The 21,483-nt window shown below is 61.3% G+C and carries 23 protein-coding genes and 2 pseudogenes; 9 read left to right on the top strand and 16 right to left on the bottom strand.

Going from position 1 to position 21,483, the window contains the following annotated elements; genetic code table 11:
- Positions 1–498 precede the first annotated feature (498 nt).
- Complete coding sequence (locus AC4FS3_RS27020; RefSeq protein ID WP_491023099.1) at positions 499–813, bottom strand: hypothetical protein; 315 nt, start codon at positions 811–813, stop codon at positions 499–501.
- A 91-nt stretch (positions 814–904) separates the two neighbouring features.
- Positions 905–3,064, bottom strand: a complete 2,160-nt coding sequence (locus AC4FS3_RS27025; protein WP_491023100.1) for a ParB/RepB/Spo0J family partition protein — start codon at positions 3,062–3,064, stop codon at positions 905–907.
- Positions 3,065–3,184: 120 nt separating this feature from the next.
- On the opposite strand from AC4FS3_RS27025, the gene AC4FS3_RS27030 reads away from it, so the two are divergent.
- From AC4FS3_RS27030 to AC4FS3_RS27045, 4 genes are all read left to right on the top strand, one after another.
- A complete protein-coding gene (locus AC4FS3_RS27030; protein ID WP_491023101.1) occupies positions 3,185–3,751 on the top strand; it encodes a universal stress protein in 567 nt (188 codons plus the stop codon).
- A gap of 70 nt (positions 3,752–3,821) precedes the next feature.
- Positions 3,822–4,100, top strand: a complete 279-nt coding sequence (locus tag AC4FS3_RS27035) for a hypothetical protein (protein ID WP_491023102.1) — start codon at positions 3,822–3,824, stop codon at positions 4,098–4,100.
- 146 nt (positions 4,101–4,246) lie between these two features.
- Positions 4,247–4,753 (top strand): hypothetical protein, encoded by a 507-nt coding sequence (locus tag AC4FS3_RS27040; RefSeq protein WP_491023103.1) that lies wholly within the window; start codon positions 4,247–4,249, stop codon positions 4,751–4,753.
- A gap of 82 nt (positions 4,754–4,835) precedes the next feature.
- Positions 4,836–5,114, top strand: coding sequence for an HU family DNA-binding protein (locus AC4FS3_RS27045; RefSeq protein WP_020952657.1), 279 nt, complete (start codon positions 4,836–4,838; stop codon positions 5,112–5,114).
- Positions 5,115–5,184: 70 nt separating this feature from the next.
- On the opposite strand, the gene AC4FS3_RS27050 is transcribed toward AC4FS3_RS27045, so the two are convergent.
- The 4 genes from AC4FS3_RS27050 to AC4FS3_RS27065 form a co-directional block, all read right to left on the bottom strand.
- The gene (locus AC4FS3_RS27050; protein WP_491023104.1) at positions 5,185–5,691 is read right to left on the bottom strand and encodes a ClbS/DfsB family four-helix bundle protein; all 507 of its coding nucleotides are present in this window, start codon (positions 5,689–5,691) and stop codon (positions 5,185–5,187) included.
- Between the two features lie 112 nt (positions 5,692–5,803).
- Complete coding sequence (locus AC4FS3_RS27055; protein WP_491023105.1) at positions 5,804–6,244, bottom strand: JAB domain-containing protein; 441 nt, start codon at positions 6,242–6,244, stop codon at positions 5,804–5,806.
- On the bottom strand, positions 6,237–6,437 hold the full coding sequence (locus AC4FS3_RS27060) for a hypothetical protein (RefSeq protein WP_491023106.1): 201 nt from the start codon (positions 6,435–6,437) through the stop codon (positions 6,237–6,239). The genes AC4FS3_RS27055 and AC4FS3_RS27060 overlap by 8 nt, the downstream gene beginning before the upstream one ends.
- Before the next feature lie 144 nt (positions 6,438–6,581).
- On the bottom strand, positions 6,582–7,778 hold the full coding sequence (locus AC4FS3_RS27065) for a DUF932 domain-containing protein (protein WP_491023107.1): 1,197 nt from the start codon (positions 7,776–7,778) through the stop codon (positions 6,582–6,584).
- A gap of 686 nt (positions 7,779–8,464) precedes the next feature.
- Here AC4FS3_RS27065 and AC4FS3_RS27070 point away from each other — a divergent pair.
- The 3 genes from AC4FS3_RS27070 to AC4FS3_RS27080 all read left to right on the top strand — a co-directional run bounded on the left by AC4FS3_RS27070 (position 8,465) and on the right by AC4FS3_RS27080 (position 9,945).
- Positions 8,465–8,782, top strand: coding sequence for an H-NS histone family protein (locus AC4FS3_RS27070; protein WP_491023108.1), 318 nt, complete (start codon positions 8,465–8,467; stop codon positions 8,780–8,782).
- 53 nt (positions 8,783–8,835) lie between these two features.
- Positions 8,836–9,255: a hypothetical protein gene (locus tag AC4FS3_RS27075; protein ID WP_491023109.1), complete on the top strand. Its 420-nt coding sequence runs from the start codon at positions 8,836–8,838 to the stop codon at positions 9,253–9,255.
- 315 nt (positions 9,256–9,570) lie between these two features.
- Positions 9,571–9,945 carry a helix-turn-helix domain-containing protein gene (locus tag AC4FS3_RS27080; RefSeq protein ID WP_179285872.1) on the top strand — a complete coding sequence of 125 codons (375 nt, stop codon included), beginning with the start codon at positions 9,571–9,573 and terminating at the stop codon, positions 9,943–9,945.
- Between the two features lie 72 nt (positions 9,946–10,017).
- Here AC4FS3_RS27080 and AC4FS3_RS27085 read toward each other — a convergent pair.
- The 9 genes and pseudogenes from AC4FS3_RS27085 to AC4FS3_RS27125 all read right to left on the bottom strand — a co-directional run.
- Positions 10,018–10,188: pseudogene (locus tag AC4FS3_RS27085) on the bottom strand (PHP domain-containing protein); the annotation flags it as partial.
- Positions 10,185–11,660: a Y-family DNA polymerase gene (locus tag AC4FS3_RS27090; RefSeq protein ID WP_491023110.1), complete on the bottom strand. Its 1,476-nt coding sequence runs from the start codon at positions 11,658–11,660 to the stop codon at positions 10,185–10,187. The pseudogene AC4FS3_RS27085 and the gene AC4FS3_RS27090, both read right to left, overlap by 4 nt.
- Complete coding sequence (locus tag AC4FS3_RS27095) at positions 11,587–12,186, bottom strand: ImuA family protein (protein WP_491023111.1); 600 nt, start codon at positions 12,184–12,186, stop codon at positions 11,587–11,589. The genes AC4FS3_RS27090 and AC4FS3_RS27095 overlap by 74 nt, the downstream gene beginning before the upstream one ends.
- A complete protein-coding gene (locus AC4FS3_RS27100; RefSeq protein WP_312524733.1) occupies positions 12,170–12,553 on the bottom strand; it encodes an SOS response-associated peptidase family protein in 384 nt (127 codons plus the stop codon). The genes AC4FS3_RS27095 and AC4FS3_RS27100 overlap by 17 nt, the downstream gene beginning before the upstream one ends.
- 28 nt (positions 12,554–12,581) lie before the next feature.
- Positions 12,582–12,851 carry an SOS response-associated peptidase family protein gene (locus AC4FS3_RS27105; RefSeq protein WP_491023112.1) on the bottom strand — a complete coding sequence of 90 codons (270 nt, stop codon included), beginning with the start codon at positions 12,849–12,851 and terminating at the stop codon, positions 12,582–12,584.
- Between the two features lie 106 nt (positions 12,852–12,957).
- Positions 12,958–14,169, bottom strand: a complete 1,212-nt coding sequence (locus AC4FS3_RS27110; protein ID WP_491023113.1) for a helix-turn-helix domain-containing protein — start codon at positions 14,167–14,169, stop codon at positions 12,958–12,960.
- 253 nt (positions 14,170–14,422) lie between these two features.
- Positions 14,423–15,352, bottom strand: a complete 930-nt coding sequence (repB, locus tag AC4FS3_RS27115) for a plasmid partitioning protein RepB (RefSeq protein ID WP_491023114.1) — start codon at positions 15,350–15,352, stop codon at positions 14,423–14,425.
- A complete protein-coding gene (gene repA, locus AC4FS3_RS27120; RefSeq protein WP_088234143.1) occupies positions 15,352–16,548 on the bottom strand; it encodes a plasmid partitioning protein RepA in 1,197 nt (398 codons plus the stop codon). The genes repB and repA overlap by 1 nt, the downstream gene beginning before the upstream one ends.
- A 462-nt stretch (positions 16,549–17,010) precedes the next feature.
- Positions 17,011–18,069: a site-specific integrase gene (locus AC4FS3_RS27125; protein WP_491023115.1), complete on the bottom strand. Its 1,059-nt coding sequence runs from the start codon at positions 18,067–18,069 to the stop codon at positions 17,011–17,013.
- A gap of 366 nt (positions 18,070–18,435) precedes the next feature.
- On the opposite strand from AC4FS3_RS27125, the gene istA reads away from it, so the two are divergent.
- On the top strand, positions 18,436–19,968 hold the full coding sequence (gene istA, locus AC4FS3_RS27130) for an IS21 family transposase (protein WP_491023116.1): 1,533 nt from the start codon (positions 18,436–18,438) through the stop codon (positions 19,966–19,968).
- Positions 19,958–20,752 carry an IS21-like element helper ATPase IstB gene (gene istB / locus AC4FS3_RS27135; protein ID WP_491023117.1) on the top strand — a complete coding sequence of 265 codons (795 nt, stop codon included), beginning with the start codon at positions 19,958–19,960 and terminating at the stop codon, positions 20,750–20,752. Before istA ends, istB begins: the two co-directional genes overlap by 11 nt.
- A 70-nt stretch (positions 20,753–20,822) precedes the next feature.
- On the opposite strand, the pseudogene AC4FS3_RS27140 reads toward istB, so the two are convergent.
- Positions 20,823–21,287 (bottom strand): annotated as a pseudogene (locus tag AC4FS3_RS27140) (IS110 family transposase); the annotation flags it as partial.
- Positions 21,288–21,483 lie beyond the last annotated feature (196 nt).

Consider the following 21,483-nt stretch of genomic DNA (forward strand, 5'->3'; position numbering starts at 1 on the left):
ATGACGGCACCGCCGGCAGGGGAAGAAAGTTCAACGACGCTGTTGCGCCGAGACGTCGAAGCGCGGCTTCCGCGCTGGTCTTCGGCCAGATCAGCCCATCACAGAGGACGCATGCGAGCGGTCCCGTCCCCACCAGAGAGACAGGAGACAGCGGCGATCTTGAAGGAACCGGCAGGAAGATCCGACAGGCAACCACCGGCGATGATCACCCCAGCAGTAAACAGACCAGTGCGCGCCCTTCCCCGCCGACCTGCCGCCACGGGCAAGTGACGCATCAGATCGGATACTGGCCGGGCCACCGGATCGGCACATGCCGCTCAAGCGCTCGAACGAGGGGCGGGGACAGGGCAAGAAGCGCGATCAGAGCGTGCCGCCGATCCGCGGAACCCATGATCGAAGAGGCCGGAAAGAGGGAAGGACTGATCCCTGTGCGCTCATGACGACCCTGGGGAAAAACGCCAACCAAAACGGCCCGGTCGAACGGCCGGGGTGACCGTTTCAGGTCACCTCATCCCACAGCCCCTCGGCGATTTCGCGCGCAAGCATCGTTCGGGCTTTCGACAGCAGGTCCGCGCCATTGGTGTCTACCTGAGCACAAAACCGGGCGTGACCGCCGGAGGCCAGCCAGTCTGAATAGTGACAGTACTCCCGCCGATCGAGCCGGAATACCCGCAAGTCATCTGCCCGGTGGGGCTTCGGTTCCACCACAACAGCAAGGCCACCCCGGGCCTCTTCCCAAGGCAAGCACCGCTCCTTGGTCGGGTTACTGCGATCTTTGGTTAAGATTGTGCCAATATCGATCGAACGTGACATGGCGACGTGCTCCAAAAGAAAAGCCCGGTCACGAGGACCGGGCAGGCTGGATTGAGAAGTGCAGAGCGACCGGAGCCGCCCCGCGTGCAGATCATTCGGCAGCGATGCTTTGCGTCGGCGCGTGCTCCTCGTCATCGGCGGGCTCATCGTCCTCGCCGTCGCCCGTGAGGAAGTCAGGCAAGGTTTCCGCTTCTGCGCTGCCCGCATCGGCCGCATCTGCGATGGCATCCTGATCGTCCATCCGCAGAGGCTCCGGCAGCCAGCCACTGCCTGCCAGCAGCCGTTCGGCTTCGGTCGCCATCTCGCCCTTCTTCAGATGGACGATCAGTTCCACCGCCTGCTCGCCAACACCTTCCCGCACGGCATCCAGGATACGCGCCTTGGTCACGCGGCCGAAGTAATTGGCGACCGTCGGCTTCCAGCCCGTCTCGACCAGATCGAGACCGGTCACGCGCGCGAGACGATCTGCCTCCTGCATGCGGCGATCCAGGCCATGCTGGCTGATGCCATTGCCGCTGTAGGGGTTCGGACGCTCATAGAGCGCGTTGACCCCGAAGCTCAGGCAATGTGCCAGCAGAGCCTGTCGGCTGGCCTCGTCGAGAGCGTGCAGCCAGTCCCAGAGCCGGTCATCGCCGTCATTGAGCGGGATATCCGTCCGCCATGCCGCATGGCGCTCGTCGATGGCCTGTGCCGGGATCGAGTCTCCGAGATCCGGGGCCTGCACCGACAGATGCACTTCGCTGACGCGGGCCTGCAGCGCACTCCCGGAGCTGCGGATGCCGAAGCAGTCGAGCACCAGCCGGTGCAGCAGCGCCGTCATCGCGATGCGCGGGTTGTTGGCGACAGCATCGCGCAGCGCCAGGGTCCGATGCGCGGTCAGTTCGATCACCAAGCGTTCGGGAAGCGGATTGATTGCCTCGCCTTCGTCTTCCTCCTCTTCGGGCGCGGCGGCCGGCTCGCCTCCGAGGGTGATCACCGCGCGCTGATGGCTGGCTTCCGGCTCGGCGCGCTGCAGCACCTCGCCGGTTTCGGGATCGACGATCTCGGGTTCCGGTTCCAGCGGTGCTTCATCCTCGGCCCGGACATAGCCGCGCTCGATCAGCAGTGTGCCGTCGACATCGAGGCTGACGAAGACCCCGGCTCGCGCCATCTGTGCCGGATCGTAGATCATCGGCCGCATCTCGAAGGCGCCGAGGGTCTTCTCGATCTCGCCCATCCGGGCATCGACCTCATCGGGGTATTCCTCAGCTTGCGCATACTCTGCCTCGAGCCGGTCGTATTCGTCGCGCAGCGCCTCGCGGGTGGCGCGTTCGTCCTCGGTCAGACCGACCGTGGTGCCGATCAGCTGCCGCATGCTGTAAGCATGGCTGTAGGGGAAGCTGACCGCGACCTCGATCCACTTCCAGCCCTCGGCGGCGATGGCCTCAGCCTCGGCCTTCAGCTTCTCGTTCACCAGCCGGTCGAGCAGCACCGGATCCTGCAGCCAGCCGCCATCGTCCTGCTGGAAGAGATCGCGCAGCACATAGCCGCCAGCCGCCTCATAGGCCTCGATACCGACAAAGGTAACGCGCTTGTCGGAGGCTCGCACCGTGGTCTCGGTCAGCAGGCGACGGATGTTGTAGGGTTCCTTCGACCAGCTGTCCTTCACCACATCCCAGACCTGCACCTGGCGGTCATGGTCCGAGGAGATCGTGAAGGCCATCAGCTGCTCCAGCGTCATGCCATCCTCGGCATAGATCTCGAGCAGTGCGGGTGCGACCGAGACCAGCCGCAGACGCTGTTTGACCACCTTGGCATCGACGAAGAAAGCGGCAGCAATCGCCTCCTCGGTCATGCCCTTCTCGCGCATGGCCTGGAAGGCGCGGAACTGATCCACCGGATGCAGCGGCGCGCGTTCGATATTCTCGGCCAGCGACACCTCATCGATCAGCACATCGTCAGCAGCGTCGGACACGATGCAAGGCACCGGTGCAGTCTTGGCGAGGCGCTTTTGTTTCACCAGCACTTCCAGCGCGCGGAATCGGCGGCCGCCGGCGGGCACCTCGAACAGGCCGGTCTCGGCACCATCCTCGCCCAGAACCGGGCGGACATGCAGCGACTGGATCAGACCGCGACGGGCAATGGACTCGGCCAGCTCATCGACCGAGACACCGGCCTTGACGCGGCGGACATTGGACTGGCTCAGCACCAGCTTGTTGAAGGGGATGTCGCGCGAGGACGACAGGGTGATCTTCTGAACGGCAGTGGCCATGTCAGATACTCCAAGGACGGGCGCCGGCGAGACCCTCTCTCCGGCTACCAACCCGTCATGGAAACCCCCTCCCGTCTCTCCCTCTCCTGCCAGAGCACCGGGTCACGCCCAGGAAGCCCCATGATCGTCCCGGGCATTGATTTGTCCGGGATTGCCTTGGCTCGAGACTTTGCCTGTGCAACAATAAAACGATCCCGCCATGCGCCAGATCTTCCCTGTCAGCCAAAAGGAATGGTCATGTATCATCACATCCTGATTTCCACCGATGGATCGGAAACCGCCGCCAAGGGACTCGACCACGGCTTGACGCTGGCCAAGACCCTCGGCGCGAAGGTGACCATCGTCACCGTCACGGAAGCCTTCCCGATCTATGCAGCGGCCGCGGGCGGGGCATGGGTCGCGCCCATCGAGGTCAGCGGCGGGTTCGAGGAAAGCCAGAAGGAACTGGCCGATGGCATCCTGAGAACTGCGAAGGAAGCTGCGGACAAGATCGGTGTAGTCGCCGAGGTTCTGCATATCCCCAATGCCCAACCTGCCGAGGCGATTGTCGAGACGGCGAAAGTGCGGGATTGCAGCCTGATCTGCATGTCCTCGCACGGCCGGCGTGGCCTTGGTCGTCTGTTGCTCGGCAGCCAGACCGCCGAAGTTCTGGCACACAGCCCGGTCCCGGTGCTGGTCGTCCGCTGAGGTCGGACAGGGATGCCTGCGATGCAAATCGACCCGGCGCCCGACGCGTCTCCATCTCCGGAGCCCTGCGTTGTCCGACGATGACCTGCCATCTTCATGGCTCGACCTCCTGTGCGACGCGGAGGGTAAGCCTGAGGGAATCCTGTCGCTGATCGGGTCGGAGGAGAACGCGGAGACCGAGCAGATCGCCGAGCGCCTGACGGATCGCGGGCTCTTCAGGGTAGTGAGCGCAAAGCGTTACCAACTGACCGATGCGGGGCGCGAAGTTCTTGCCAGGTCGCCCCGGTCAAAGGTGCGCAATGCCACCGGCAAAAGCGGATGGCTCGGCAGGCTGCTGTCACGGCGTTAATGCCGTACGTGCAGGCAAGACGACATACCCTTGGGCGGCATCCCGCCCAAGGTCCACCGCAGATCCTTGCGAGCAGAAGACGCGCTCCCTACTTCCTGGTCGGGCGAAGATGCCAGCGACAACAAGAACATATGGGCATGCTGACAATGCGCTATCTGCTTGCATATTACTCTGGGACCACCAGCCAATGGCGGAGCCTCGACACCGATCTGCTGCCGCAGCAGATCAACAGAGCCGAAGAGCTCCCGGCGGCGCTGGAAAACGCACCGATGATCGCGCTGTCCTGGATGTTGGAGCGCCGCCCATTCGGCAGCTATCAGGCGACCGTAAACGGTAAGAGCGATGAATGCGTGATGGTCTATGAACTGGAGCCAACGGCGGCTTCACCGCTCGGCAATGGCACGGATTATGTCGGCCCCTGGTTGGAAATGTTCATGCAGACGAACGAGCCGATCGGAACAATCGCCCTCGGGGCAGGAAAGCCGATATCGAAGGAGGCGGCTATCGGCGCACTCCGGCAACTGGCGAGCACCCCGCTGCAAGCCTCAGATGAGGCATGCCAGCAGACCATAGGCTGCATGCGTGAATACGCACCGTCTGCGGCAGTGCACGCCGAAGCCCCGCCAGCAGTAAAGAAGCAGGAAACGGCTTGAACGGCCGCGCGACCAAAAATTGACGATTCCGGTCGCGCACCAAAGCTGACATGGTCATCGGGATCTAACAGGAGCGACCCCTATGACCACGATCAACGATATCGCCGCCAAAGTCGCGGAAGAGAATGGCCTGACCAAGGCTCAGGCCAAATCCGCTGTCGAGGCGGTCTTCAAAGCCGTGACCGACGCCGCCATTGCCGGTGAAGAAACCTCTATCCCGGGCTTCGGCAAGTTCAAGGTCAAGGAAACCGCCGAACGCGAAGGCCGCAACCCGGCCACCGGCGCAACCGTGACCATTGCTGCCTCAAAGAAGCTGGCCTTTACGCCTGCCAAGGCCGTGAAAGACGCGCTGAAGGCGTGAGGCCACAGGCAGACCAGGCGCCTCTGCTGCATGGACAGGTTTCCCCTTGCAGCAGAGAGCTATATCGCTCTCAGCCCTTCTCCTTGAGCCACTTCCGAATCCGGACTCGCGCATTGGCGTAGGGAGAAGACGTATTGAACTGGATCATCCGGCCCTTCGTCCATTTCCCATACCAGGGTCCGCCGTATAGCTCGGCGGCGGGCCGTGCGGAAATCGTGTCGACCAGCCGGGTCTTGGCCTCGGCCAGGCGTGCCAACAGACTGGTCCAATCCAAAGCCTCATGATCCCGGTAGAACTTCTGGGCCAGCAGACCGAGTTCATTCCATTTGAACCCGGTTTCGGGAAAATCGACCGGATCGCCCTGGTCGTCTCGATCCAGCCACTTGAGCACCAAATCGTTCCACCCGATCAGATACGCCACCAAGTCGGCTGGGCTCATCATGGTCCCCGCAACGTGCCCCGCGAGTGATGCTTCCCTTACACGGTCAGTTGGAACTCTCGCGAGATCGGCGGTGAGGCGATCATATGTCGTCGCAATCGCCGCCATGAGCTCGGCTTTTGAACTGGGAACCGCCATCCGGCTCTTCTCCGTCATCCATCTACAATTCTTCACAGTGCATTTAACTGGCGATACAGGTGAAGGATGGCAAACCAGACCAGTGTCTGGCGAGTGTTTGGCGACCTGTCGCTCAGAGATCTCCGCGGGCCCGCAGGCTGATCTCTCGCCCTGCCCCGACGATGATGTGGTCGTGCAGGGTAAGGCCCAGCGTCTTGCAGCCCTTCTGGATCTCCTTCGTCATCTTCAAGTCGGCGTCCGAAGGCTCGGGATCACCACTGGGGTGATTGTGCACCAGGATCAGCGCCGATGCGTTCATCAGCAGGGCGCGCTTCAGAACCTCACGCGGATAGACCGGCACATGATCGACGGTGCCGACCGAGACCCGAACATCGGAAATCAGCCGGTTCTTTCGGTCAAGGTAGAGAACATGAAAGCACTCGACCTCACCCCGTACCGCAATGGCACAATAGTCCAGCACAGCCTGCCAGGAGGTCAGCAGCGGGTTTTGGTTGAAATAGCGCGCAAGAATCTCACGCGCCTCAAGGATGACGGTTTGCTCCTGCTCAGTCATCGGCCCGCCCTCCGGCCCCGCCGGCAAGCGTTGCGCCCCCGTTGTCGTCATCATCTGACACGACGAATTGGAATTCTTGGGAGATGAAGTCGTTGAGCCGGATCGCCAGCTCCATATTCGTGGCAACCGGAAGGCCGAGCCCCATGAAGGCGGCATAGACAGCGGTATCCACTTTTTCGTCAAAGGTTTGCATCAGGGGTCTCCCGGAATGAGTAGCCCACTGCCCGCTTCTATGACGCCGCGAGCGCTTGGGCCGGGAATGGGAAGGGACGCGGCAACCGAGGACCAGCAGCAGGGCTGCCGCGTGATGATGGGACGAATGGGTGCGCGACTGGTGTCAGCCCGCGCGCTCCAGCAGCTTCTTGGCCTTGCCCTCCAGCTCAAGCCGGGTGTCCTGTTGGGTCTTGTCCCTCGCGAGGCGGGTAATCCCCTGAACAAAGTCGAAGATGCTCTCGGGCGGGTGCCCCTCCTCGACCAGGACCTTGTCGATGATCTTGCCCGCCTCCAGCTTCGAGAACCCGCGCTTGCGCAGGAAGGTTACACGGTCCTCGTCGGTCCGGGCCACGATCTGCTGGCGGGCCGCCTTGATCCCGTTGATGAACCCCGAGGGTGAGGAATTGGCAAAGCGGGTCAGCGCCGGTGCAGCCTCATGCGCGAACCGCGAGGCAGCATATTTCGAGTGGCGGATGGTGATCTCCTGGAATTCTTCCTGACCCCAGATGTTCCGGTTCTGGCACACGGCGCGTAGATAGAAACTGGCAATGCCAAGGGTCTTGGCCCCGACCTCCGAGTTCCAGCAATAGAAGCCGCGGAAGTAGAGATCCGGCGATCCATCGGGCAGCTTGCCCGCCTCGATGGGATTGTGATCGTCTACGAGGAAGAGGAACACATCGCGATCCGAAGCATAGAGCGTGGTCGTATCGCGGGTGATGTCCACGTCCGGGTTGTAGACCCCTGTCGACCAGTCGAGCGTACCCGGCACCTTCCAGCGCGTATCACCGGTGCCATTACCCGCAATCCGCTGCACGGCCTCGACCAGTTCATGATCGTAGATGCGCCCATAATCTGGCCCGGTAACCGCACGCAGTTCCGTCCTGCCGTCTTCGGTCTCGAAGGTCTTGATCTGCTCGGCCCGGTGCCCCGAAAGGCCATACTGCAAATTGATCCCAGCCAGAGGCGCGGGCAGCTGGCGCAAATAGGATGCCGGGGCACCGACAAGGCTGGCAAGCTGGCCGAAGGCCCAATGGGTCGGCGCAAGTGGCGCGTGTGCCTTCGGTAAGATCAGCTGCAGCCGTTCGGCATTGTCTCGGCTGGCTTCTACATGAATCTTTGCTGTTTCGACGATGCGGGACCTGCTGCGTTCCGAGCGTGCCTTGACCGAGGCCCAGAGATCATCGAGCGAAAGATAACGCTCATCATCGGGCCGGTTGAACCATTCAGATGATACCCGGCCGTTACGCTCACCCCGGCTGACATCCACCTTATAGCCGCCGCGCGCCGGTCGCGCGGGTTCCAGAATTTGTATGTTGTTCATGACAGTCACTCCGCGACGGGCCGCCGGAGGCCTCTCCTCCAGCCCGGACCCGTCACGGGCAAACCACCCGCGCTCTCACTCTGAATCCGACAGGACTGCCGTTACCAGTATCGGCCGCACAATCCTTCCCGGATCATCTGTGCGGCCACGTCGCGTCCATCGGGCAAAGTGCACCGCCCGATGCTGCGGTCGTAGCTGGTGCGACCGTTCAGGGCGCAGCTGAGGGACTGCGCAGCAACCAGATCCCGCATGCGCCTGGTAGCCGCATCGCCTCGCACTGTTCCGCGCTCAGCACAGTCCAACGACCCGAACCGAACGGGCGTGCCCGCCACCTCAATTGTGTCGCCATCGCGAATATGACTGACAGGCCCCTCAATCACACGACGGGCTGTCAATTCAGGCAGCGCGCCGAGATGCTCGGGAATGCGCTCCACCGCCATAAAACCAAGTAACAACGCACCGCCCATCACAGACAAAAACTGTAGAGGCCGGTTACGACTACCCGCTCGTTTCCGAAGCCAAGATGCCGATCGCAGCGCAGTGACGCGCGTGGAAGGCCTAGACTGTCTTCTTCTGCTCATGCGGCAGCATTAGAGCACGCAACCATGTCTGACCATGTCCCCGAATGGGAAATTGCCCATCACTGCACGCTGCCCTATCAATGTTAAAGAACAAAGGGGACCTTGATGACCGATATCAACCTCGACGCGCTTTCGCTGAGCGAACTGAAACAACTGGAAAAGTCAGTCGCCAAGGCGATCACCTCCTTTGAAGATCGCCGCAAAGCCGAGGCCCGCGCCAGGGTCGATGAGTTGGCCCGCGAACTCGGTTATTCGTTCGAGGAACTTGCCGATGCGGCAACCGCGCGCCAACGCTCTCCCTCGGTAGCGAAATATCGTCATCCAGAAAACCCGGAACTGACCTGGTCCGGGCGGGGACGCAAACCCGGCTGGATCGGTGACGCGCTGGCCTCCGGAAAATCGCTCGAAGATTTCGCTATCTGATCAACAGGGCGGGGAACGACAGGCCCTCGCTCGCATTGCGAGACGAGGAAGCCATGCCCAACGACCTTGAGCGCAAAATTGCCTCTGTCTTGTCAAAGGCCATGGCGCTGACCTGCGTTCGCAACACGTGCCTCGAAACTCTGCATGCGGGACCCGGTGTGGTCAGTCATAGCGGGGACTATTCCGATGTAATTGTGACCGACGCCAATGGACGACAGATCCTATGGTCGGAGGTGTCCAGGATCAGCGATGACGAAATGCGCGACTTGATGCGCGAAATCGTCAATCGGCTCTACACATTCAAGTTGCGGGGCGGCGAACAAGAGTTTCGCGACTACCTGGACCGACAGCTCACCTCGACCCAAAACTGGGATGAACCCAGGCACGACTGGAACCTTGCAGGTCGAAAACTGCGCGAGGCGCTCGGGCCTGATGCGCCAGTTGCCCCCGCGACCGAAGACCCTGGCGCCTGACCAGAGCGCTATGGAACCGAGCAACGCAACATCTTGCTCCTAACCCCCTGAAACCGATACACTGCCCTTGGGGACGCCACGCGTCGTCCCTGGGGCGTGGAAACCTCTGAACCTGTCGGTATTGGCGTCGGCCGAAACGGCGCCGATTCCTTGACCATGCGGTCGGGGAGCCTGTGACGTATGTCCAGGCGCTCCGGTGCTAAAGGTCATAGGGACCGGACAGGTTCGGTTTTCCAACTCCCCGATCATGGGTCAGGAAGCGATTGCGGGGGCGTACCGCAGCATTCGCTTCTGTCCGGTATAGGGTGGGCCGAGTTGGACGGCGATCTGGATGGTTTTGACAGGCAACTCGGGGACAGGCTGAAGGCGCTGCGGACAAGACGCGGCCTGTCACTGGCAGATGTCGCCTCGGAAATCGGTATCAGCTATCAACAGCTCCAGAAACACGAAGCTGGCAGAAACAGCCTCACAATTCACCGACTGGTAAGGATCGCCAATGCGCTCGAAGTAGATCCGCAAACGATCTTGGAGGTGCTAACCTCGCCCGACGGCCAAGGAGAGCTATCAAGATTTGTGCCCCTGCAACGGCTCGGCGAGCGTCATAGGCTTCTTAAGGCATATTTTGCGCTGCCAGAGGAAATCAGGTCGGCATTCCTGAACCTCATCGAGGGCACAGCGGCCACGAGCTGACACGGGCGGATTGGACGCAGCAGCCCATGCACGCCTTGGTTTGCTATGGTCAACGAGCCGACACAGCGGCTCATCCTTCAGCGCCGAAAACGCCCGTACCACACCGGCGACCGAGTTCCGGTCGGTGATGGCTATGGCCGTGAGGCCAAGCTCGGCCGCCCGCTTTACCAGCTCCTCGGGATGCGAAGCACCGCGCAAAAAGGTGAAGTTCGAGGTCACGCAAAGCTCGGCGTGAGGAATCACAGGAATACCCCCTGCGCATACCAGTCCCGAGCTCCCGACTGTGGGGTGCGAAAGAGCCAAAGCCGGGGCCCCTCATTGGTTTCGATCCGCCAATAGTCGCGGACGCCAGAACGCCAGGCGGGGTCGTCAAACCACCATTCGGGGGTGATCCGCTCCGGGCCATGTGCCCGCAGGGTGGTGAAACCCATCCGCCGCCAGCTGAACCGGGCGGGCGGACTACCAGAGACCTGAGCTAGGACTTCCGCCGGAAAGAGAGTGATGGGACGGCGGGGGCGCCGCTTTGCCGGAAACGCTTCTGTTGCCGCATAGGCGGCCGGGACGGTCAGGAAGCTGCGTTCTGGAATGCGGCTGCTTGCCGGAAGGAAACGCTGCACCGCATCGAAGCCCAGCCGATTGCCGATCCGCGAGATCGAGTCAGAAAGCTCATCTTCGGCCCGCGCCTGCGCGTTGCCGATCTGCTCGGGAGCCAGCGATTCGGTCACCGTGGCGGTGAGGCGCAGCCCGTCGATCCCGAAGCCGGAATCCACCTCATCCACCCCCTTGAGGAACAAGGCCGAGATCCGAGCCGGGTCCCGCATTGCGCGAGCTATACCGACGTTAACCACGGCAGCCGAACGATCTACGCGCATGAGTTCCAGCCGGACAGCCCGGGTCCCCATCTGGGCCGATGCCAGCTTGTCGCAAAGCCGGATCAACAGCCGGTCGAGCACCCCCATGACATCGGCTGTGAGCCCGATCGGCTCGGGCAGGGTCATCCGCACCCCGAAATGCAGGGCATCCGCCGCGGCAGCGACGGGTTCAGCCTGGGTCCCGAGCGCCTGATCCAGACGGCGAAGAAGTTCCGCGCCGCACCGGCGCGCCAGTGGTGCCCGGGGCACAGCGGTCAGGTCGGCGATCTTGTGCAGTCCGAGGCGGGTCAGACCGTCGGCGACCGGAGCTTCAATCCGCAGCGCGCTCACCGGCATCGGGCCAAGCTGAGAGAGCAACCCGCCTTCCGGGATCACGCCTCCTCCACGGCGGGCAAGTGCCCAGGCACCGCCCCGGGTCTCGGCAATGGCGCTTTTCGAGGAGACCCCTGCCCTTTCGAGCCGCGCCTCGAGATCGGCCAGAAGCTCGACTTCACCGCCAAAGAGATGCGGCACGCCCGAAACATCGACGATCAGGCCGTCCGATCCATCTTTCGCCGCATGTGGTCCGTAACGGCTGGCCCATCTGCGCAGCCCTTCAAGCGCCCTGCCCTCGCGGATCAGATCAGCGGGCCGCGTGGAGAGGACCGGACAGACGGCGCGCGCATCGGCCAAGGGCATGCCGCGATGGAGGCCGGCTGCGCTCGCGATGCCGTTGAGGCAATGAAGATGATCCGCGTTCGACGCCCGGAGCGTCAACGCGAAAGGCCCCTCAACGGGGCGGACCCTCAGGCTGATGTCGCTCGCCAGCCTGGGGAACCAGATGGACAGCAGCCGTCGTGCCATTCCAACTCACATCATAGATTCCAATTGTTCCTCTTTTGTTCTTATTAAGGATCCAGCGATGACGAGTCGAGTCCAGAGGCGAGGGTAGCGGATCACATTTCCAGCGGGTCTCGGCGGCACTGCTTCCCCTGCCCTCCTGGATCAGCATCAGGCCAGTGGTGCCCCCGGCCTCGGCTGCCAGCTGGAGCCGCCTGCCCGCGGTCAGTGAGATTGGTTTCTCTGGAGCGGCGATCACCAAAGATACTGGCCGCGCCCGTAGCGCTTCTTCGACCGTCCAGAGCAGATCGGTCTCGCCCCTCGCCTCGATGAAGTGCAACCGCTCAGCAACACCGTCTGGCAGGGATCCCGGCATCGGCCGGTCGCGATCATGCGCCAGCACGATCCAGAAGACCGGCCCTGGCAATCTCGTGGTCTGGAACAGCGCAAAGCCGGTTCGGCCCCGGCCCTCTACTTCGTGGACGCGGCCCTTCACCAGGTGAAGCGGATCATGACTTCCGGCCTGCAGCCGGTCACGCAGGGTCCGCACGTGTTCCCTCCGCGACTATTTCGAGAAGACCATTGGCCAGCGGCCGTTGAAGCTTCAAAGCCTCGCTCGTATCCGCGGTCAGCCAGCAGCGCCATTCATCCGGGCGCGTGAGGATCACCGGCATGGCTTTGGGATGCACTGGTCGAACTGCTTCATTTGGCTCACAGGTCAGAAAGCCGAAGAGGTCAGTTGTCACCTCTCCCTCCTTCAGCTTTCTGACCGAAGTCCACTCGGTGTGGATGCCAGCGAAGAAGGCGATCGGGCGGTCCTTGCCGAGGGCAAACCAGACCGGGTTGTTGCGAGGTGCGCCGGGTCGGGCGTCGAGTTCGGAAAAGCTGGTGAATGGAACGAGACAGCGATGTTCCACGCCAAGCCATCTGCGCCAATGGGGTGAGCTAGACATTGCGGATATTTGTGACGCCGGGGTCTGTGCGCTTGCCGGCCAGATAGACGGGTGGCGTCGGCATCCCCCATCGGGCCGTGGTCAAAGTCCAATCCCGTCCTTCACCGCGGGGAATGATCGGCGCGGCATAGTCGGGGAAGATGCCGGATGCAGGCGCGAGATTGCCTGCGGTATCGATCAGATCCTCACCGTCTTCGAGCACGCCCCGAAAGACCTGACGCATCGTGTCCTGGCTTTTGGTCTGAGCGTAAAGATTGCACATCACTCCACCTCGCAGCGTTTCCGCATGAGAACAATCAACGAACCTATCCGATTCCTCACGAACGGTCTATCCTGCTGTTTCAGGACCATCCGATCACGGTCAGAGATCACGCCCGCAGGACGGATCTCACATAGGCATCAGGGTTGAGGATGGTTCCGATCTGCTTTGCCATGCGGTTTTCAAGCCTGAGAAGTTCCAAAAGCCCGAGCTTGCTCGCCGCGCTGGCGAGGATGTCCTGGCTTATTCTGAGCATGCTTCCGAATTCGAAAGCGATGCGTGTTGCTTCTTGGGCGCTGGTTGGTTCTTTATAGAAGGCGCTGACCTCGGTCAGGGCTGTCCAACTTGGAAGTTCCTCGGTTTCTCTCTTTCTTTTTTTTGTATCTGAGTCTTGCTCTATGTGGCGGACATTCTGTCCGTCAGAGGCGGGCTTTTGTTCGGTTGGTGGTAGGTCGCAAGTTTCTGGGGTGAGGGCCTGAAAGGTTTGGGGGACCGCTTGGTCCGGAGCGTGGTCCATGGTGGTCTCTGCGCAGGATGTAGCATCAGCGGCTTCCGCTTTGGAGGGCAGGCGCTGCTCAACCTCTTCGACTTTGCAATGGACTACTGCTTGCGGGGCTGCATGTGACGAGAGGATTGCGGTCAGCTGCGAGAGAGCTGCCCGAGCCTCAATGAGGGTCAGTGAGGTCCGCCGCACGAGGTTGCGCAACCCGTCAATGAAAGTGGTGACAGCGTCGCTCAAGTGGAGTTCAGCGCAGGCCGCGCGCAGTCTGAGGATCTGGGCCCGCAGTCCGCGCAACTCGTCTGCTTCCTCGCGGCGGCGTCGGGCAATGGCGAGCAACTCGTCGGACTTCGCGAAGAGGGGGGACAGGTCCAGCCCGAAGGCGCCGATCGGTTTGCCGTGCTGCATCACAGGGAAGCGTTTGCCATTTGCGCTGTCGCGGCGGCGAATAAGCCCGGCAGTTTCCAGCGTTTCCAGATAGCGACGCAGTTGACGGTCGGTGAGGCCCTTGGCGCGGAAGCACAGGGTTTCGTTGCTGGCGTAAACCGTGAGCAGGGTGGTCGGAGAGACGGGTGTCTCGCGGCCATCCACGCCTCGGCAGGGCAGGCAGCTGACAAGCGCGTCAAGAACGACCACCGCCCCTTGTCGAATGCCGAGACCACGACTGCAGGTGTTGACCGCAGCCATGATGTCGCGACGTGAAATCGGTCGGAATGCCGGCTGCAGGGTGATAGAACCCATGCCGGGGAGCGTATGCTCCGCGGATTTGGCACAGGCTTCCTGTGCCCCGGCCGCAAGGGCCGTGGATGTGATGTGCTTCATGCGATTTCAGACGGCAAACGAGATCCGTTCACCGAAATCGGTGTTGCGCTGATTCGTTTTTCGGGCTACGAAATAGGTGTTCAAGCTATCGGAGCCCTCTGGAAGCATCACCGCTTTCGGGGGGTTTCTTTTTGCCTAGAGTCTGCTCCCTTTTCTGCTCGTTTCTAGTTTAGCCTGCCAGCCTCTGGCATCGGATTGTTGACCACTGGTCAATTTATGTATCAATCCGGACCTATTTTGACCGGTGGTCAACTCAGCTGTGCTTGAGACTTCCAAACTCGGCGAGTAGCTGTTCGAGCCTCTCATCAAGGAAAGCGGCAAAGCCAAGCATCTCTTCGTCAGATGCCTTCACGAGGATCCTGCCGCGTGTTGTCTCAACCTTTATTCTGCCGTCCGCGAGTGTGCGCTTGGCGCTGATCTGCGGGGCGGGGGTAGGCTTGTGAGAGAGTGCTCGGATCAGCCCCTGCAGACGTTCATTGCTGTCGGCGGTGTCTGTCGGGATCAAACTTTTGACTGCGGGCTCATCCAGGTCCGCACGCTCTTTCAGAAGCTCTCGCAGCTGCTGCCATGGTCGGCGGCCAGAGTCATGTGCCGGTCCGATCCGCTCGATGATGGAGCGGGGCACATCAGATACCACGCCCAGCATCCTGCTAATCGTGGTTTTGTCGACCGCGAGTACCTCCATGATGTCTTCGCGCGAAAACTCGTGGTGTAGCAGCTGCTCTGCGTAGACTGACTGTTCAATGAAGCTGCGCTGGAGGCGCGCCGCGTTCTCGAGCCCTTGGGAGATCAACGCCTCGCGATCGCTGAGCTCTGCGATATGGGCAAGAACCTGAATGCCGAGCTGCCGACATGCCTGGATACGGCGCCGACCGTAAACCACTTCATAGGGGAGGGGGCCCTGAGGTGTGCGTCGGAGCAGTACCGGAAGCTTCTGCCCCGATGCCTTTATCGAGTTTATCAGATCCTCCAAGCCATCCTGAAGGTCGAAGCGGTCCTTGACGGCGCTTTCTGAAATCTGAGCCGGATCGATATGACGGGCCGCACCGGCGCTGAGCTGATCCAGGCCGCGCTGAACGTCGAGCACACCCGAGAGTTTCCGAGGCTTCTGTTCGTCTTCGGCAGCTGCGGCCTTGCCGTCGCGGACTGCCTTCAGGCTGTTGGCAAGCAAGTTCTTTCGCATCACGCTCTCCCCCAACTCTGCTGAAGCATAGCGTGCAGTTCTTCGGTCACTTCATGCACCGACTGTATTGCCCGCTCGTAGGTCTTCCGGTTGCGCATCTCGCCGAGCTCGACCTCGAGCACGGTCTGCTGCGAAACCCCGGCCTCGCTGATTGCGGCCGACTTCAGGAAGGATGATTTCATGACGGCATCGCCGAATAGGTCGCGAATGAACGACGCGAAATCGACCTGGGTCGACACATTCGTGTCGAAGCGGCTTAGCAAGAAGCGGAAGTTGTCGAACAGGCCCACTCCGGCACTTTCGTGCAAGACCTCGGTCAACGACGACGCCATGTTGAGGAACTGAGCCGCGGAGGCGAGGTCGACGCGCTCCGGGATGATCGTCATCACGATGTTCTGCGCGGCGCAGATCGCAGAGAGGGTCACGTAGCCAAGTTGCGGCGGGCAGTCGAGGATGACCACATCATAGTCATCCTTCACCACCTGCAAAGCCGAGCGTATCTTGTCGAAGAATACGGGCAGTTCACCCTTGCTAAGTGCCGCAGGCGTTTCATGTTCGAACTCTGCCACCTGTATGCCGCCCGGCACCAGATCAAGATTTGGAAAATAGCTGCGCTTGATCACGTCTGTGATCGGCCTAGGCCCTTCCCCCGTCTCCCGATCACGGTAACGGATGACATCGTAGAGCGATCCGCCATCGAAAAAATCGAGCTCCGGCTGATAGCCAAAAAAGGTCGTTAGCGAGGCTTGCGGGTCGCAGTCCACGGCGAGCACCCGATAGCCGCGCAACGCGAGGTCCTGGGCCGCGTGAATGGCGGTGGAGGTCTTCCCCGAACCGCCCTTGAAGTTGACGAAGGCAATGACCTGCGTCGGGTCATCAGCGCTGCGTCGACCGGGGCGGAATTGATCGGGGTTCTTTGCTGAGGAAGCCAATACCCGCCGGATCTCATGGATCTGTTCGGCGGTATACTTTCTGCGCCCGCCCGGGCCCATCTCAACTTCAGGGATCCGGCCCTCGTGGTGGGCCTTCCTCAGATAACCGTCCGCGACGGTAAGGTAATAGCTTGCTTCCCCGGCCGAAAAGGTCCGAAGCGTTTTGACTTCGTGGGGCGCAAATGAACTCTCTGACAGCGCTTTGAGCGCTGTGGTAAGATCCTTTGCGAAGCCCAAAAGGTGCTCGTGTAGCGCCTGTGGCATCTGTCCGCTCTCGCTGTTCGGTGGGGTTAGGAACGGTAACCGCCCGAATTTTTCGACTATTGCGTCCAGTCTATGCTGATAGGATGGTCGGAGCGCAAGAAAATTTTGCGGCTGTCGGAACGGAAGTTCATAGACATAGTGGGTAGAAACCGTTCCGACAACTTACAGGTTGCATCAACATATCTCCTTAAATAGCTGATTTAGAAGATTTATTTTTATCCACAATATTGCCAACATGGGCTGGTGTCCAACCATTCTGCCCGAAAGTGTCCCTGTTCGCTACATGAGGCAGCGGAACGGCATTTTCACGATAGTGAGTGGGCCGCCGTCCGATGAAGCCGAATCGACGGGTTGCGATTCACATCTGCACTTCAAGTCTCGCGTTCTCCTGCTCTTGCGAAGGTCTCGTTGCCAAAACAGACCGGGAACCGCCAATCCCGGTGCTCGATGCCTTCGCGGCGGTCACAGACCCGCCGCCTTGGTCAGGTTCATCCGGAACCTGTCGCGGCGGCGCTGATACCTGCGGGTCATTTCGGCGCTGGCATGGCCGAGCTGCTTCTGGACATGCCGCTCATCAACCTCGGCCGATGAGGCGAGGCCGGCGCGCAGGGAATGGCCGGAAAAGAGGGCAGGGCGATCCTTCTCGGGCAGATCGCCCCGGAGGCCCGCGGCCTGGGCGGTACGCTTGACCAGTCTCGCGACCTCGCGGTCGTTAAGGCGAAACGGCCCCGGCTCCTTCCCCCCGCCGGTGATGCGACGGAACAGCGGTCCCTGGCTGATGCGGCCGAACTTCAGCCAGAGTTCCAGCGCCTCGACCGGGCAGGTCGCGGGCGAAGACCCGCGGCCGATCTCGACTTCGCGCCAGCCGGTCTTGCCGCGCAGGGTGACCAGCAACCCGCCGGGAAGAACCTCGATCCAGCCGCGCCCATCCTCGGTCTGATCACGGTCGGCGTCCAATCCGGTGATCTCGGACCGGCGCAGGCCCCCGGCAAAACCGATCAGCAACATCGCCCGGTCGCGCAGACCCCGCAGTGTTCCACGGTCGCAAGTCTCCAGCATGGCCAGCAGGTCCTCGAGGAGGATCGCCTCCTTCTGGCGCGGCGGGGCGGCATGGCTGTTGCGGATCCCGGCGAGGACGGTGGCGATGTGCCGGTCGCGCCGGTCCAGATTCAGGCCGCGTTGGGTATAGGCCCAGACCAGCGCCGAGAGACGCCGCTCGATGGTCGAGACCGCGTTCTTGCGCCCGCCGACCGATTTCGCGCCGGAGGCGCAGGAGGTGATATAGAGACCGACCGTTTGGGGATCGGGGGACAGGGCATCCAGCCCTTCGCGCCGGCACCAGCCAGCAAAATGCTTCCAGTCGGCGGCATAGGCCTTGCGGGTGTTGACGGAACTGGCCGCCTCGGCATAGCCGCGCGCCCGTTCCGCGAGATCCCGAAGGGCAGGGGGCTGGTGGTCGAGCAGGGCAGGGGAGGGGGCGTCCCGCTTCGCGTCTTCCAGATCGGATGCCTCATCTGTCATGGCGATCTCCACGGGCGGTACGCGTCGGCGTGTGCGCGCTGAAGAGTGGTGCCGACGCAGAATCCCAGACAGAAGCCCGCGCTCCGCACGGCACCACTGGCGCGTCTCGGGCCGGATTCCGGGTCATTTTCGGGGTTCTGGAGCGCATCTCTCTACTGAAGAACAAAACGACCGATAATGCAACATTAGTGGACATTCTATATAGGTGACAAGCGCGGCGGATATTATAAGAAAAACTAGCCTAAAGCGCCGATTGTTGTTTCTCACCCAGAACTGAGCCGTTTAATCGCATAATTTTCACTGAGAACTGAGCCATGTGAACCTTCCCCCAACGCGGTGAGCGGCGGGGGCAACGGAGTGATCCACATGGGACTTTTGAACATCATCCGACGTATGCATTTGCGGCAGAAGCTGTCGATCCGCGAGATTGCGCGGCTAACGGGCGTGTCGCTGAATACCGTGACCAAGCACCTGGCGGCTAATACGATAGAGCCAAAATTTGCAACGCCGGAGCGGCCCAGCAAGCTTGATGCCTATGCCGAGAAGCTGGCTGGTTGGCTGAAGACCGAGGCTGGAAAGTCGCGCAAACAACGGCGCACGGTGAAGCAGTTGCATGCCGATCTTGTAGTGCTTGGCTTCACCGGCTCCTATCCCCGGGTTGCAGCTTTTGCGCGCCGGTGGAAGGCAGATCGTCAGCGCGAACAGCAGACTATGGCGCGCGGGACCTTTGTGCCGCTGCATTTTGCCCCCGGTGATGCCTTCCAGTTCGACTGGAGCGAGGATTTTGCGGTTCTGGGCGGAGAGCGCACGAAGCTGCAGATGGCGCATATCAAGCTGTCGCACAGCCGTGCTTTTCTGCTTCGCGCCTATCCGCTGCAAACCCACGAGATGCTGTTCGATGCCCACTGGCACGGCTTCCGGGTCTTTGGCGGCGTCCCTGGTCGGGGTATCTACGATAACATGAAGACGGCGGTAGATCGTGTCGGTCGCGGCAAGGAGCGGCAGATCAACATGCGCTTCCTCGCGATGACGAACCACTATGTCTATGAACCCGAGTTCTGCAATCCGGCGGCAGGGTGGGAGAAGGGTCAGGTCGAGAAGAACGTTCGGGATTCCCGCCATCAGATGTTGCAGGGGATGCCAGACTTCCCCGACCTCCCCGCACTGAATGCCTGGCTGGAAGAACGCTGCCTTGAGCTGTGGCGGGAGACCCCACATGGCAAACAGCCTGGCACCATTGCCGATGTCTGGGCCGAGGAGCAGGCCGAGTTGATGCCATTGCCGGTCGCATTCGATGGCTTCATCGAGATGAGCAAGCGCGTCTCGCCCACCTGCCTGATCAGCTTCGAGCGCAGCCGCTACAGTGTTCCGGCGTCATTTGCGAACCGGCCGGTAAGCCTGCGGATATATCCTGACCGTTTGGTCGTTGCGGCCGAGGGCAACATCCTGTGCGAACATACCCGCGTGATCGAACGCAGTCATAAGCTGCCACCAAGGACGATTTATGACTGGCGGCATTATCTGACTGTCGTGCAGAGAAAGCCAGGCGCGCTTCGCAACGGCGCACCCTTCATGGAATTACCAAATGCGTTCAGGCAGTTGCAGGATTACATGCTGCGCAAGCCCGGCGGTGATCGCGAGATGGTCGATATCCTCGCACTTGTGCTTCACCACGACGAACAAACCGTGCTCACTGCTGTGGAGCTGTCCCTGGCCGAGGGTGTGCCAACTAAAACCCATGTGCTGAACCTGCTGCATCGGCTGGTAGATGGAAAGGTGATCGGCGGGCCGCCACTGGATACGCCACAGGCATTGGCCCTGCATCGTGAACCCAAGGCTAACGTTGAACGCTATGACGGCCTTCGCAGCCAGATCTCCGGAGGCCGTCATGCGTCATGATCCAGCCGCTGGTGCCATCGTCATCATGCTGCGCAGCCTCAAGATGTATGGCATGGCCCAGGCCGTCACCGACCTGATCGAGCAGGGCGCGCCAGCATTTGAAGCTGCAATTCCGATGCTCTCCCAACTGCTGAAGGCCGAACTGGCCGAACGCGAAGTGCGCTCGATCGCCTATCACATGAAGTCGGCTCGCTTCCCGGCTTACAAGGACCTCTCGGCCTTCGACTTCGCCGCCAGTGAGATTAACGAAGCCACCGTCAGAACCCTGCATCGCTGCGAGTTCATGGATGGCGCTCAGAACGTGGTGCTGATCGGCGGCCCGGGCACCGGCAAGACCCATGTTGCCACCGCCCTCGGTATCCAGGCCATCGAACATCACCGCCGAAAGGTCAGGTTCTTCTCCACCATCGAGCTGGTCAACGCCCTCGAACAGGAAAAGGCCAAGGGAAAGGCAGGGCAGATCGCCGAGGGGCTGACCAAGCTCGACCTCGTGATCCTGGATGAACTTGGCTACCTGCCCTTCAGCGCCTCGGGCGGGGCGCTCCTGTTCCATCTGCTGAGCAAGCTCTACGAGCGCACCAGCGTGGCGATCACCACCAACCTCAGCTTCAGCGAATGGGCCACGGTCTTTGGTGATGCCAAGATGACCACTGCCTTGCTCGAGCGCCTCACCCACCGCTGTCACATCCTGGAGACCGGAAACGACAGCTTCCGCTTCAAGGCAAGCTCAGCAGCTGCAGATAGGAAAAAGAAGGAGACACACCCGCCCTTGACCCCAGCTTGAACCGAAATCCATAATCAGAGGTGGCTCACTTCTCGGTGACAAAACCGGCTCAGTTCCGCGTGAGATTCAACACCTTCAGACCAAAATTGCGCAACAGCCCACGGATATCATTCTCGATCGCAATGGCCTTCTCCTGCAGCAGTTTTCGTGCAGTCAGCAGAACGCGCCGCTTCTGGCTTGCCAGCGTTTTGACGTTGACCGGTCGGAACAGATTGACGCGCATCATCTGTGCGATGCCGCGAGCGTCATTTCGGTCAGTCTTGTTAACCTGCGCCTTCAGGAACGCCTTCGCGTGCCGTGTCTCAATGCAGATCGTCGGCAAGCCGGCTTCCGCCAAACCACTGAACAACCATTGCGACAAGGGCCCTGCCTCAAGCCCGACCCGCACGAAACTCCAGGAAGGATCGGTCAGAGCCTCTGCGAGGTCGCCAGGATGGCTGGCAACCTTCATCTCGCGGCAAATTCTGCCCGTTTCGTCTACGATGCATACCGAGGTCTCTTTCACAGAAACATCCAATCCGGCAAAATGCTTCATGCTGCGCTTCCTTTCTGATCCTTGTGGCTGCGTCACACAGACCACGTTTATCATCAGCTCGAAGCGCAGCACCTCAACACATCGCCGCTAGATGGGACGCCAGCCGAATACCCCATCTGAACACCTTATGTGTCTCAGACCTGCTACATTGACCCCGTTGCCGGTCCCGGCCAGGACCAGCAACGGGGTAGGATAC

The organism is Pseudogemmobacter sp. TB195 (assembly GCF_058313095.1).

Bases quoted from the DNA above. Each gene is read 5' to 3' on its own strand.
- AC4FS3_RS27090 (WP_491023110.1), bottom strand. From the start codon at position 11,660: ATGGCACGACGGCTGCTGTCCATCTGGTTCCCCAGGCTGGCGAGCGAC.
- AC4FS3_RS27045 (WP_020952657.1), top strand. From the start codon at position 4,836: ATGACCACGATCAACGATATCGCCGCCAAAGTCGCGGAAGAGAATGGC.
- istB (WP_491023117.1), top strand. From the start codon at position 19,958: ATGCGTCATGATCCAGCCGCTGGTGCCATCGTCATCATGCTGCGCAGC.
- AC4FS3_RS27065 (WP_491023107.1), bottom strand. From the start codon at position 7,778: ATGAACAACATACAAATTCTGGAACCCGCGCGACCGGCGCGCGGCGGC.
- istA (WP_491023116.1), top strand. From the start codon at position 18,436: ATGGGACTTTTGAACATCATCCGACGTATGCATTTGCGGCAGAAGCTG.
- AC4FS3_RS27105 (WP_491023112.1), bottom strand. From the start codon at position 12,851: ATGTGCAATCTTTACGCTCAGACCAAAAGCCAGGACACGATGCGTCAG.
- AC4FS3_RS27055 (WP_491023105.1), bottom strand. From the start codon at position 6,244: ATGACTGAGCAGGAGCAAACCGTCATCCTTGAGGCGCGTGAGATTCTT.
- AC4FS3_RS27060 (WP_491023106.1), bottom strand. From the start codon at position 6,437: ATGCAAACCTTTGACGAAAAAGTGGATACCGCTGTCTATGCCGCCTTC.
- AC4FS3_RS27030 (WP_491023101.1), top strand. From the start codon at position 3,185: ATGATCGTCCCGGGCATTGATTTGTCCGGGATTGCCTTGGCTCGAGAC.
- AC4FS3_RS27070 (WP_491023108.1), top strand. From the start codon at position 8,465: ATGACCGATATCAACCTCGACGCGCTTTCGCTGAGCGAACTGAAACAA.
- AC4FS3_RS27075 (WP_491023109.1), top strand. From the start codon at position 8,836: ATGCCCAACGACCTTGAGCGCAAAATTGCCTCTGTCTTGTCAAAGGCC.
- repB (WP_491023114.1), bottom strand. From the start codon at position 15,352: ATGCGAAAGAACTTGCTTGCCAACAGCCTGAAGGCAGTCCGCGACGGC.
- AC4FS3_RS27125 (WP_491023115.1), bottom strand. From the start codon at position 18,069: ATGACAGATGAGGCATCCGATCTGGAAGACGCGAAGCGGGACGCCCCC.
- AC4FS3_RS27050 (WP_491023104.1), bottom strand. From the start codon at position 5,691: ATGGCGGTTCCCAGTTCAAAAGCCGAGCTCATGGCGGCGATTGCGACG.
- AC4FS3_RS27110 (WP_491023113.1), bottom strand. From the start codon at position 14,169: ATGAAGCACATCACATCCACGGCCCTTGCGGCCGGGGCACAGGAAGCC.
- AC4FS3_RS27020 (WP_491023099.1), bottom strand. From the start codon at position 813: ATGTCACGTTCGATCGATATTGGCACAATCTTAACCAAAGATCGCAGT.
- repA (WP_088234143.1), bottom strand. From the start codon at position 16,548: ATGCCACAGGCGCTACACGAGCACCTTTTGGGCTTCGCAAAGGATCTT.
- AC4FS3_RS27025 (WP_491023100.1), bottom strand. From the start codon at position 3,064: ATGGCCACTGCCGTTCAGAAGATCACCCTGTCGTCCTCGCGCGACATC.
- AC4FS3_RS27040 (WP_491023103.1), top strand. From the start codon at position 4,247: ATGCGCTATCTGCTTGCATATTACTCTGGGACCACCAGCCAATGGCGG.